This window comes from Niallia sp. 01092 (genome assembly GCF_052318935.1).
Taxonomy (GTDB): domain Bacteria; phylum Bacillota; class Bacilli; order Bacillales; family Cytobacillaceae; genus Niallia.
The window spans coordinates 87,820-100,082 of record NZ_JBQRKO010000010.1 but is presented as its reverse complement, the minus strand read 5'-3'; the positions used below and the strand labels follow the sequence as shown (position 1 = coordinate 100,082).

Sequence of the window (12,263 nt, the reverse complement as noted above, 5' to 3'; positions counted from 1 at the left end):
TTCATGTAGTTGTCAGCATTCTTTCGAGTGCTAAACGAGCGTTACTTGCAATGGGTTCTTCTACTATAATCTGGTTCATTTCAAATCCATCTTCTAAAGATTCTAAACACCAAACAAAATGAGGCAAATCAATTCTATTCATTGTTAAACAAGGGCACATATTGGGGTTTAAGGAAATAATATGTTTATCCGCATGCTCTTTTATGATTCGTTTTACTAAGTTCATTTCTGTTCCGATTGCAAACGATGTTCCAGGAGCAGCATTTTGAATGCAGTTTATTATATAGTTGGTAGAACCAGCATAATCTGCTAACTCCACCACCTCACGACGACACTCTGGATGAACGATAATTTTCATATCTGGAAATTGTTCTCTTACATCAAAAATATTTTTCACCGTAAAGTTTTCATGTACAGAACAGTGTCCTTTCCATAAAATGACTTGAACATTCTCCAAGGGACCGGAATATTCCAATTCATTCTTAATAGGATCCCACACGGCCATATTTTCTAATGGTATCCCTAAATTAAATGCGGTATTTCTTCCTAAATGCTGATCTGGTAAAAATAGTAACCTCTCCTTTTGTGTTAGGGCCCAGGAAACCATTTTTTCTGCATTCGATGACGTAACAGTTGCACCTCCATTTATGCCAACAAATGCTTTAATTGCAGCAGTTGAATTGACATAAGTAAGTGGAATAATTGTATCTCCAAAAAGCTGCAGCAGCTTCTCCCATGCACGATCGGTTTGATAAATATCTGCCATATCTGCCATAGAACAGCCTGCCCGCATATCAGGAAGATACACTTTTTGCTGTTTTGATGTTAAAATATCCGCTGTTTCTGCCATAAAATACACGCCGCAAAAAACAATATATTCTGCTTCCTTGTTATCAGCTGCAACTTGAGCAAGCTGTAAGCTATCACCTGTTGTATCAGCAAACTGGATTACTTCATCTTTTTGGTAATGATGACCTGGAACAAATAAACGATCTCCGAGTTTCCTTTTTATTTTCATTGCTCGAGCTTCTAATTCTTGTGTCGACATATTTTTATAGTGTTCTGGAATTTGTTTATGATTTGTTTGTAATTGATCAAGAATATTCATCGATTTCATCCCCTTTGATTAAATTATGATAGGTTCACCTTTACACTTATATCCAACGAAGCAACCGAATGGGTCAAAAAACCGAGCGAGATATAATCAACTCCACAATCCTTGTAGGAAGCTACGTTTTCTAATGTGATTCCTCCAGATGCCTCTGTAATGATTGTTTCTGGAATATATTTAATCCATTTTTTTATCTCTTCTGGACTGCGATTATCAAACATAATCACATCCGCTCCAGCTTCCAATGCTTCTACCATTTGTGCTTTTGTTTCGACCTCGACTTCTACTTTTACCATATGACCAATAGATTGTTTGATGGTTTTAACGGCATTTCTAATAGAACCTACAAAAGAAATATGATTATCTTTGATCATGACGGCATCATATAAACCGTAGCGATGATTATAACCGCCGCCGACTGTTACTGCATATTTTTCCAGCATACGAAGGCCTGGAGTCGTTTTTCTTGTATCACAAATTTTCGTATAAGGGCTGTTCAAACGATCGACACATTCTTTTGTTTTCGTGGCAATACCGCTCATTCTTTGAATAAGATTGAGAACAACCCTTTCTCCTTTTAAAAGATTGCGAATTGTTCCTTTTACGGTTGCAATTTCTTGTCCTATCTCCACTTTTTCTCCATCTTTTATCAGCATGTTTATGTCCATGGATGGTTCAAGCAATTGGAAACCATGTTCAATAACGGTTTGCCCACAGAATATTCCCGAACTTTTTGCTATAAATACAATTTCGCCTGTTGTATAAGCTGGAAATATCGTGTCGGTTGTAACATCTCTTTCTCCAATATCTTCTATAAAAAACTGTTCAAGTTGTTTTCGCAATTTTATTGTATTCATCATGTCCTACCTTTTCTTTTTTATGAACGATCTTTCTTTTTAGCCATTCTTCTTTTTCTTCCGGAAAATCTTCGCGATAATGTCCGCCTCTGCTCTCTGTTCTAGCTAAAGCAGATTTTGTAATCAACCAGGCGGTAATTAGCATAAAAGCAATTTCTTTTTCTTTTGAAGAGAATGTATCAAGATTAATAGATAGATCATGTATTCCAAATCCCTTCAGCCAATGCAGCTGGTTTTGCAAATCTTGTTTCTTTCTTACAATGCCGACATTCTCCATCATGCTTTCCTTTAGTACATTTACTTCTGGTAAGCTTAGGGGCGTTCCAAGATGGGATACTTTTGTTTCTTTTCTAATAAAAGTCGATGGAAGATAGTTGGTCGTACTAATATACCAAGCAAGCTGTTTTCCCATAAATAAACCTTCCAATAAAGAATTGCTTGCTAACCGGTTTGCTCCATGAAATCCCGTACATGCTGCTTCGCCGATCGCATATAATCCTTTAATTGTTGTTCTGCCAATCAGATCTGTTTCAATTCCTCCCATTAAAAAATGACTGCCAGGTGCAACTGGAATTTTCTTTTTAGCTAAATCAATGCCATTTTGTATACACATCTTTGAAATGGAGGGAAATCTTTGTTCAAAATGTTGAATACTGCTAATATCTAAATACACTTTTTCCCCTTTTTTTATATGGCTAAAAATCGTTTGGGAGACAATATGCCTTGGAGCAAGATCTTTATATGGATGCACGCCCTCCATAATGTATGATCCTTTTTCCGATATAAGCCTTGCTCCTTCTCCTCGTACAGCTTCTGAAACAAGACCAACTGTTTTCCCTTCAATTGAAAGCAAGGTAGGATGAAATTGTACAAACTCCATATCTGTTACAGCAGCCCCAGCTAAATATGCCAGTGCTATCCCGTCTCCTGTAATCGTATTTTCACTTGAAGTTAAGGAATAAATTTGCCCACATCCACCAGTGGCAAGCACTGTATGTGCTGCAAAAAAACAATCTTGTTGGCCATTTGCATGTGTTCCTTTTACACCTATACATTCGTTTTGATTGTTTTGAATCAATTCATCCACAAAAAAGTTTTCTAAAATCGTGACATTATTACCTAAAGAGTGGGTTAAAAACTCAACTAGCCTTTTGCCAGTTGAATCGCCTCCTCCATGAACAATACGATTTTCACTATGGGCTCCTTCCATGCCTAGCAACAAGTTTCCGTTGTCATCTTGATCAAAAGCACAGCCACCGCCTAGCAATTCATGAATTAAGTCGGGGGCATTTTTTGTTATTGTCTTTACTACCTCGACATTATTATGAAATCTGCCTGCTTCGAGTGTATCAAGTGCATGTTTTTTAAAATCATCTTGCTTGCTTATGGATGCAGCAACTCCTCCTTGTGCCAAATAAGAATTACTATGAAATGAGTGTGACTTTGTGAGAATCATCACATTTAAATGCTTAGAAAGTAACTTTGCCAATTGTAAACTTGCCAATCCACTGCCAATAATTAATACATCTGATTTCATATTTTTACTCCCCTTATTAACAGGTGTCTTGACACTTATATTTACATAGTTTTAAACTTATGACAAGTATTTTCTTTTAGGACTTTTTAATATTCTCATTTTCTTTATGTTAAGAAGGATTTTTTTATGGATTCATCAAGCAACTATTTGGAGGGAACACGATGATTTATTTCGATTATGCGGCAACTTGTCCGTTGGATAAAGATGCAGCTAGCGCATATATTAAAGTAGCTGCTAATTATTTTGCCAACTCTAACAGTCTTCATGATATGGGAGGCACAGTTCAATCTTTTATAGAACAATGCCGCAGTGATTTTGCTTCTTTATTAGGAGTAGACAAAGAGGGAATTTATTTTACAAGCGGCGGATCGGAAAGCAACTTTTTAACGATCCAGGCTTTGCTGTCGGAACAACCAAAGAACAAGAATCATATAATAACAACATTAGCAGAGCACTCTTCGATTCACAGCACGATGAAAATACTAGAAAAACAAGGATATGAAATAGATTATCTTCCCGTCATGAATAACGGGCTAATTGATTTAGAGCTCTTTGAAAAAAGGTTAAACGAAAATACTGCACTAGTTTCGATTCATCATGTCAACTCAGAAACTGGTGCCATTCAACCGATTGAGGAAATAGGTTCCATTTGCAAAAAACATGGTGTTCTTTTTCATAGTGACTTTGTACAAAGCTTTGGCAAACTTCCACTTACCTCTTTCACAAACATGCTTGATGGTTTTTCTCTATCAAGTCATAAGTTTTATGGACCAAAAGGAGTCGGAGTCGCATATATCAACCCAAAACATAATTGGGAAGGCTATTACCCGGGAACGACTCATGAAAATGGGTTTAGACCTGGCACGTTAAATACGGCAGGAATTGTATCCATGACGGTTGCTGCGCAAAAAGCACATTTGCAATTAGAGGGGAATCAGTTTCATTTTAAGCAGCTGCGAAACGCCTTTTTACAAAAAACAAAAGGAAATTCATCTATCCATGTAATAGAATGTGCCCAGCAACTTCCATCTATTATTGGATTACGAGTAAAGAATATGGAAGGTCAGTGGGTCATGTTGGAAAGTAATCGAAGAGGATATGCGATTTCAACAGGTAGTGCCTGTCAAGTCGGTCAACAAACTCCATCAAAGTCAATGAAGGCAATGGGCTTTTCGGATGAACAAGCAAAGGAATTTGTGCGGATTTCGTTTGGGAAAGATACAACAATCGAAGAAGTAGAACAGTATGCACAACTATTAAAAGAAATGATTGCTGAAACATCTAGCTAACAACAAGATTAATAACTAGCAATAGTGCAGTTTTTTGTCTTTTTTACAAATACTGCACTTTCTACCGTTCTACCTTCTTTTTATTCCCTGCCAAAAAATTCTCCATAACGCCTCAAGCTTTTCTTCTACTCGATTAGACGTATGAAAATAAACTAGCTCCACCATAATGGCCATAATCATCCCTGTATAAGCAATCGTTAAAGTCTCTTCATTCTCTTCTGCTGTTAGGGCATCTTGTTGTATCCATTGTTTAAATGCTTTTTTCAACAGCATTTCCTGTAATATCTCTACTTCCATTACGTCTTTATGCACCTCTTGATAAAGATGGGCGGGCGGAAAAAAACCCATGCGGAGCCAAAATTTTAAGCTTTCATTTTTTTGAAACATTTCTTTTGTATGTACTAAATAACCATATAAAAAATCATCTGCATTTCTCGTATTATTTTGTTGAAAATACGTTTCTTTTAAGCTTATTTCTACTTTTTTTGCTTCTCTTAATACTTCTAAAAACAACTCATCCTTCCCCTTAAAATGGGCATAAATAGAAGATTTCTTAATGCCTGCTTCTTCTGCAATTTGTGCAAGGGAGGTGCCCTCGTATCCGTGTAATCCAAAATATTTTAAAGCCGCCTGTTTTAATTCCTCACGTTTCACAAGGTCTCCTCCTTTCATGAAATGATTAACTTCACTATGAAATTATTTTTAGTCCGATTGACGCTGCTAAAATCATGCTGATAAATAATAATCGTTTCCAGTCTTTTGGTTCATTATATAAAAACATGCCGATACATGCAGAACCAATTGTGCCGATTCCTGTCCAAATTCCATATGCTGTTCCCATTGGAATGGTCTTTAATGCGTATGTCAACATACCAAAACTTAATACAAATCCTAAAACAAGAAAAATGACCGCATCCCATTTTTTCTGTGTCAATCTTTTTATATTAAGCACGCCTGCCACTTCACATAAACCTGCTATCATTAACGCAATCCACGCCATTATACTTTCTCCTTTGTTCCAGGGTTTTTATCTGTCACTATTTTCAAACCGATTACACCTGCCAGTAATATTCCGATAAACAATATTTTTAATGGCTGTATCGGTTCATGAAATAGGATAATCTCTCCTACCACAGTACCTACTGTTCCAAGACCAGTAAAAACTGCATATACGGTTCCAATCGGCAAAAAATTAGTTGTATATATTAGCAGGGAAAAACTAAAAATAATGGCTATTCCGGTTCCAATCCATTCTAAAGGTGTTTCTGCATATTTTAATCCTGCAACCCAAAGCACTTCTACTAAACCTGCTCCAAAAACCATCATCCAATAACGATTCATATTTTGCCTCCTCTAGAGCTTCTAACTATTTTACTATCGAACCAACCGACCGTTCGGTAGTTATTTTGCCACGTTTCTTTTTCCTTGTCAAACAAATCGTTTATAGTAAATTTTTTGGAATTACTTGAAACTATATTATTCTCTAATCGTATAAAAGAATGCCTTTGTTTTCTTACAAGATGATTCATAATATTTAGCTTGTTTAGAAGTTTAGGAGTGTATCGATATGAATTCAGAAAAACCATTTCGCAATGAAACACTTAAATCAAAAATCTTTATTATTTCCATCATTACTTTTTTGATTCTATTTGCACTTGCTTTTGTATTTGCTACTTATTATTTTGGTTTATTAGGATTTTTTAAGCTTCTTCATGTACAGTATGACTCTTTTTACACGCTATTTCTGTTTGTGCTGTTTTATCTTTTATTAGGCATTATTGGGGAGATTATTTTCAAATTGTTAAATACATTGATCCATGCATTAATCCCAACAGCCTTTATGCAGTTTTTCACTGAGTTTCTATTAAACTATTTTGTCAACTGGGCGATTATTTTTTTATTAGACAGTTGGATGGATTCTATTCAAATTGGTGAATATACACAAATATTAGCTGCTGCTTTGATCAGCTTAATAGAACTAGTCGTTGAAAAATCGGGGAAAAAGAATGAAAATACATAAGTAAGAAGCTATCACAGTAGGGGGTTTTCATCTCCATTTTATTGCTGGCTAAACAAAGCCAAATCATTCACGTTGTGTAAAAGTGTGAATGACTTGGCTTTCTTTTAGGTTATCGTAATATTACTTATTTATTAATATTCCAATCTCCATTCTTTTACATACACTGCACTCCCAGTAATTTGCACCTCAAATCCTTTATCCTGGTTACAAACTTCCACCAATACTTTTCCATCTTTGTTCATTTCCTGTCCTTGTTCGACTATTAATTTCATTTTTTCGTCTTGCTTCAATAGCTTATTTATGTATGTCGCATAATATGCCCCCATAACACCTGAAGCTGTACCTGTAACAGGATCCTCTACCGTTCCAGAATATGGAGAGGAAAAATGGCGACCATGCATGTTTGCTTCTGCATGATAGGTTTCTAAACAAAATGGATGCAATGATGCATGTGGTTTTTCCGTTAATATCGTTGGGAAATCTTGATTTATAGGTTTCATTTTTTGGAAGGTGTCTAATTTTTTTATTGGAATTAGCAAAGTCCATATTCCTGTACTTCCGTAAACAATCGGCAAATTTTTATCTATTTCCTCTTCTAAAATACTAATAGAAAGAGCAAGCGCTTGCCTTGATCCTTTATACTCATGAAATTTCGGTGCAGCTTGCTTCATCGTTATTTCATATTCACCATTTGCTAAAAAGTTAATTTCTACAGTAAATATACCTGCTTTCGTTTCAATTGTGACCTTTTTTTGTCGCAATTTATCTTGTAACACTAATGCACCAATGGCAGCCATCGTTCCATGTCCACATAAATCCATTTCGTGACCAGGTGTGAAATAACGAATCCTTATATCTGCAACTTCTGATGCAACAAGAAAGGACGTTTCATTAAAGCCAATAAGATGGGCTATTTTCTGCATCTCTTCGTCTGTTAAGTGATCAGCGTCTAATACGACGCCGGCTGGATTCCCTTTATTCGGCATTTGACTAAACGCATCATAATGATAAACTTTTACTGAATTCCCCACTGCCTATTCCCTCCTTTTCGATCATTTTTGATAGGATGTATTTTTTTATAAAAAGGCTTAGTTAAAAGGGGATTTCCGAAGCTTATCGCTCGCTGTGTGCCTGTGTGGTCTTCCTCTGACTCACTTTTCCCGCAGGAGTCTCACGCCTTCCACTCCAATCAACATCGTGTCAAAATCAACAATGAGCTTTTATATAGACTTATAAAAAATGCTCTCCCTCTCTGGAAAGCGATTTTTATTATTTTATACGGTTACTTTTCTTTTCACTTCTAAATAGAAGGAATAGATTTGACTTGCGCCTACTAAACGAAAGCCTTTTCCTTGTACATAATCCAACTTTAAGTCTTCATTAGTATGTTTTAACGTCAGTTGATCTAAATAAATTACGATTCCGTTATCTTCAAATTTTGTATCCTTATCATCTATATAATCTAAAGCAAATTCGAAATCATACGTATAACTGCATCCGCCGCTGAAAATGGTACTTATTTTAAAATTTGCTCCTTCTGGAACATCATATGTTTGCAATTTATTTTTCGCATCTTCTGTAATCGTGATATTCATTTTTACGCCACTCCTTTATTAGGTGGAAATAACCTGTTTGTTCTTCGTCTATTATTCCATCACGAAGAAAAGATGAAGCATGCTTCCACAATTCCATTGTAAGACAAGTTATCTTTTTTAGAAAAACATCTGCTCATCATTTTTACCTATTTTTTGAAAATGCAATTACTTTTACATTTCTTCCGGTGCTTCTATTCCTAATAACCGCAAACCTTCTTTTAAAACGATTGTTACTGCATACACAAGTGCTAATCTTTGTTGTTTTAGGGCATCTTCTTCTAGAATTCGTGTAGATGCGTAATATTTATTAAAAGCTTTTGAAAGGTCAAGCACGTATTTGGCTATTTCAGACGGATCATAGTTGATCATCGCCCGTTTTATTTTTTCTGGAAAATGCAGTAATACCTTTATCACATTCCAGCTTATATCATCTGCAAGTTCATACTTTTCTAATTCCATCATATTCCCTTTTCTTAATAAGGAGCATGCTCGTGCATGTGTATATTGAACATAAGGTCCTGTTTCTCCTTCAAAACGAAGCATATCATGTAATGAAAATTCAATATCCGATAATCGATAATGCTTTAAATCATGAAAGATAACCGCACCTGTGCCTACTTGTATTGCCACTTCCTCTTTTGCTTGTAAGCTTGGATTTTTTTCTTCGATGCTTTGACAGGCAAGATCAATCGCCTCGTTTAACACTTCTTCCAGTAATACTACTTTCCCTTTTCTCGTAGACATTTTTTTGCCATCTTTTAACATCATCCCAAACGGAATATGAACCATTCCATTTTGCCAATCATACCCCATTTTATTTAGCACAGCAAAAAGCTGTTTAAAATGCAGTGTTTGTTCATTTCCTACTACATATATAGCTTTTACAAACTGATACGTTTCTTGTCGATATATGGCAGCCGCTAAATCACGGGTGGCATAGAGGGTGGTGCCATCTTTTTTCTTGATTAAACAAGGTGGAAAACCATCTAATTGAACGACTTTTGCACCTTCTGATTCTAAAAGCAAATGGTCTTTTTCTAATAAATCAATAACCTTATCCATCTTATCATTATAAAAAGCTTCACCATTTTTAGAATCAAAAGTAATGCCAAGTAATTGATACACCTTGTTAAATTCTTTTACTGATTCTTCTCGAAAGTATTTCCATAATTCAACTGCTTCCTCCTCACTGTCTTCCAATTTTTTAAACCAATATCTCCCATGATCATTTAACTGAGGATTTTTTTCTGCTTCTTCATGAAATGCTACATATAGTTTTAATAATTCTTTAATTGGATTTTCTTTAACCTTCTCTTTATCTCCCCATAATTGATAGGCAACCATCAGCTTTCCAAACTGTGTTCCCCAATCCCCCAAATGATTAATTCTAACTGGTTTGTACCCATTTTTCTCAGCAATATGTGCTAAGGAATTTCCAATTACCGTCGATCGTAAATGTCCCATCGAAAATGGCTTAGCAATATTAGGAGAAGAAAAATCAACGGTTATGACGCCACCATTGCCAATGACTTGTTGACCGTAGCTTTCTTTCTTTATCATTATTTCTTTTAAAATATAGGAAGATAAGACAGGCTTTTTTAAGAAGATATTGACGTATCCTGTAACCACTTCCACTTTATCTATTAATGGTGACTTTAGTTTTGCAGCAAGATCTTCGGCAATTGCTTGCGGAGCCTTCCGAAACCGCTTTGCTAATGGAAAGCATGGAAAGGCATAATCCCCTAAATGGGACAATTTCGGCTTTTCCAAGAAAGAAATAATCGTTTCTTTTTCTATTTCTCCTTGTAAACTATTAACTAAACAATTGGCTAGTTCGTTTTTTATGTTCAACATATTTTCTCCTTTCTGTGGAAAAGGGGACAGAGCTTCGAAATTTAGATGGAAAATAACGCGGTTCTGTGCCCATGTGCCCAATATTTTGTTTTTTTATTCGAATATATAGTGAGTTCTCTACTCACGCCGCCTTTATTATGTCCTGAGTCTGCATACAATTCTTTTTTCCATAAAGGTCTTAAAGAAAATTCTCATGCTAGTTTCTACATAAAAAAACTCCCGCCCCTTCTATTTGAAGAGGCGAGAGTTTTTAATATCCCGCGGTACCACTCTAATTGTTTTTTCCTATTAGAAAAAACCACTTGCCTATGTTAACGGATTATTTCCGGTTTTTCCTACTGTTTTCAGAAAAACATCTCCAAAGTGCGCTTCATTATTTGTTCGGTATTAGGCTCCCACCTACCCTAATTCGCTGTGACTTTCCAAATAACTACTCTCTTTTTCCAAGATTTTTACTATTTTTCATTTATTATACTTATTATATTCTTCATTGCAACTATAAATTCACTAATTTTTATTTTGATTAATTGATTTTCTTATCGAATGTTCTTGTGCGAGCCGTCACAATTGGGCTGTTTTTGAGATAGTCCACAAGTGCAATCATTTAATCCCTTTCCATTGAGAATTTTCTGTATACATTTTTCAACCCTTGACTCTCGAGTTTTGGATTGTTTGGGTTGAGAAAAATGAAGAATGTATGCTCTTTGCCGTCCCGGCGTCAATGCTTCAAAAGCAGTTTTCAAGGCAGGAATTTCATCGAATTTATTTTGAAGTTCTTCAGGTATTATGAATTCAGTATTCTTTTTAAAATTCACTTCCAAACCGGCTTTTTCAACTTCAATGGCTTCATAAATATAGGCTTTCAAGATGGTTTCCATTTCAACTATTTCTTGAACATTGGTGAACCGAATCTGGCGCGCTGCCTGTACATTCTCCGTTTGTTGGATTAGAATTCCATGAGCATCCTTTAACAAGGCACCTTTGTGAAACAGAAGCGCACAATATTCTTTAAATCCATGTATTAAAACGATGTTTTTTTTCTTAAACGTGTAACAAGGATGCATCCACTTAAATTCTTCGGTCAGCTCACAGTCAAGAACGATATTTCTCAACGTCTCATATTCTTCCTTCCACTTTTTAGCATTACTTAAAAATTCATCAACCTTAGGATTCATTCTACTATTTGTCATCAAGGAACACCCCTTTTCAATTTTTTGATCAGCTGACAGTCAAGAATGATCATTCTCCAATTCTTCCTGTTACTTTTTGGCCTTACTTGAATATCCATCAACCTAGAATCATTTTCTATGACCCGATTGTTGAATAGCATGACTGACGTTTTAAACAACTTTATTGTCACTTAACAACTTGTTTGGTAAAAGAACACAACTAATGTTGAAACCAACTTATTAAACATGTAGCACTCCTAAGAAAAGTAAATTAACCCAAGCCACTTTTTACACAGTAATGAATTCAAAGATGTGTGATCTAAATAAACGTAGTCATCTGAAAACAACTCAAAATCTTCTCCCCAGTGTCCTGCACATCCAATACGAATCCAATTATCCATAAACGATTCAAAACTTTCTCCAAGCCTTAATCCATGCATCATTCCATCACTTGCTAAATAAATAACTTCCCCTGGATGATATTTTAAATCGATTGCAAAATAATTCCCGTTTCCATGTCGAGAGAATATAAATGAATACTTCCAATGATCAAGAGCCTGATCTTCATCTAAACCCTCATTGTCACGCCTCATCTCATTTAACATAATTAGTTGGTCAACATCCCAAAGTGGCCCATCCAAAAAACTGCCCGAACTAATCAAACGGTTATTGATATTCAATGCATTTTCTTCACTCACTGCCCAATAGAAATGAACCCTTTTTGAAAACTGCTGCACTACATTTTTATACGAAATGGGAAGTGACATTCCTATTTGAATTTCAATATTCTTAATTTCTTCCTTATTTGCTTTGTCAAAAATATCTATATGT

13 protein-coding genes and 1 other annotated feature are annotated in these 12,263 nt (G+C 35.5%); of the genes, 2 read left to right on the top strand and 11 right to left on the bottom strand.

Going from position 1 to position 12,263, the window contains the following annotated elements:
* Position 1 precedes the first annotated feature (1 nt).
* From nadA to nadB, 3 genes are read right to left on the bottom strand one after another with little or no spacing between them, the layout of a single operon-like run.
* Positions 2-1,108, bottom strand: coding sequence for a quinolinate synthase NadA (gene nadA / locus ACTXGU_RS11260; RefSeq protein ID WP_443481609.1), 1,107 nt, complete (start codon positions 1,106-1,108; stop codon positions 2-4).
* Between the two features lie 23 nt (positions 1,109-1,131).
* Positions 1,132-1,968 (bottom strand): carboxylating nicotinate-nucleotide diphosphorylase, encoded by an 837-nt coding sequence (nadC, locus tag ACTXGU_RS11255; protein ID WP_443481608.1) that lies wholly within the window; start codon positions 1,966-1,968, stop codon positions 1,132-1,134.
* Positions 1,937-3,505: an L-aspartate oxidase gene (nadB, locus tag ACTXGU_RS11250; protein WP_443481607.1), complete on the bottom strand. Its 1,569-nt coding sequence runs from the start codon at positions 3,503-3,505 to the stop codon at positions 1,937-1,939. Before nadB ends, nadC begins: the two co-directional genes overlap by 32 nt.
* Positions 3,506-3,666: 161 nt before the next feature.
* Between nadB and ACTXGU_RS11245 the strand changes: the two genes are divergently transcribed.
* Positions 3,667-4,794 (top strand): IscS subfamily cysteine desulfurase, encoded by a 1,128-nt coding sequence (locus ACTXGU_RS11245; RefSeq protein WP_443481606.1) that lies wholly within the window; start codon positions 3,667-3,669, stop codon positions 4,792-4,794.
* A 69-nt stretch (positions 4,795-4,863) separates the two neighbouring features.
* Here the strand turns inward: ACTXGU_RS11245 and ACTXGU_RS11240 are convergent, their stop codons facing one another.
* From ACTXGU_RS11240 to ACTXGU_RS11230, 3 genes are read right to left on the bottom strand one after another with little or no spacing between them, the layout of a single operon-like run.
* Positions 4,864-5,448: a TetR/AcrR family transcriptional regulator gene (locus tag ACTXGU_RS11240; protein WP_443481605.1), complete on the bottom strand. Its 585-nt coding sequence runs from the start codon at positions 5,446-5,448 to the stop codon at positions 4,864-4,866.
* 34 nt (positions 5,449-5,482) lie between these two features.
* Positions 5,483-5,794, bottom strand: a complete 312-nt coding sequence (locus tag ACTXGU_RS11235; RefSeq protein WP_443481604.1) for a DMT family transporter — start codon at positions 5,792-5,794, stop codon at positions 5,483-5,485.
* Positions 5,794-6,135, bottom strand: coding sequence for a DMT family transporter (locus ACTXGU_RS11230; RefSeq protein WP_443481603.1), 342 nt, complete (start codon positions 6,133-6,135; stop codon positions 5,794-5,796). The genes ACTXGU_RS11235 and ACTXGU_RS11230 overlap by 1 nt, the downstream gene beginning before the upstream one ends.
* Before the next feature lie 226 nt (positions 6,136-6,361).
* On the opposite strand from ACTXGU_RS11230, the gene ACTXGU_RS11225 reads away from it, so the two are divergent.
* Positions 6,362-6,814 carry a YrvL family regulatory protein gene (locus ACTXGU_RS11225; RefSeq protein WP_443481602.1) on the top strand — a complete coding sequence of 151 codons (453 nt, stop codon included), beginning with the start codon at positions 6,362-6,364 and terminating at the stop codon, positions 6,812-6,814.
* 131 nt (positions 6,815-6,945) lie between these two features.
* Here ACTXGU_RS11225 and ACTXGU_RS11220 read toward each other — a convergent pair whose 3' ends face one another.
* The 5 genes from ACTXGU_RS11220 to ACTXGU_RS11200 all read right to left on the bottom strand — a co-directional run bounded on the left by ACTXGU_RS11220 (position 6,946) and on the right by ACTXGU_RS11200 (position 12,253).
* On the bottom strand, positions 6,946-7,845 hold the full coding sequence (locus ACTXGU_RS11220; RefSeq protein WP_443481601.1) for a PhzF family phenazine biosynthesis isomerase: 900 nt from the start codon (positions 7,843-7,845) through the stop codon (positions 6,946-6,948).
* Between the two features lie 243 nt (positions 7,846-8,088).
* Positions 8,089-8,409, bottom strand: a complete 321-nt coding sequence (locus tag ACTXGU_RS11215; RefSeq protein WP_443481600.1) for an iron-sulfur cluster biosynthesis family protein — start codon at positions 8,407-8,409, stop codon at positions 8,089-8,091.
* A gap of 171 nt (positions 8,410-8,580) precedes the next feature.
* The gene (gene argS, locus ACTXGU_RS11210; RefSeq protein ID WP_443481720.1) at positions 8,581-10,260 is read right to left on the bottom strand and encodes an arginine--tRNA ligase; all 1,680 of its coding nucleotides are present in this window, start codon (positions 10,258-10,260) and stop codon (positions 8,581-8,583) included.
* A 236-nt stretch (positions 10,261-10,496) separates the two neighbouring features.
* Positions 10,497-10,718: a binding site (T-box leader), on the bottom strand.
* Between the two features lie 81 nt (positions 10,719-10,799).
* The gene (locus ACTXGU_RS11205; RefSeq protein ID WP_443481599.1) at positions 10,800-11,453 is read right to left on the bottom strand and encodes a DUF1801 domain-containing protein; all 654 of its coding nucleotides are present in this window, start codon (positions 11,451-11,453) and stop codon (positions 10,800-10,802) included.
* Between the two features lie 236 nt (positions 11,454-11,689).
* Positions 11,690-12,253, bottom strand: a complete 564-nt coding sequence (locus tag ACTXGU_RS11200; protein ID WP_443481719.1) for an SMI1/KNR4 family protein — start codon at positions 12,251-12,253, stop codon at positions 11,690-11,692.
* Positions 12,254-12,263: the final 10 nt, after the last annotated feature.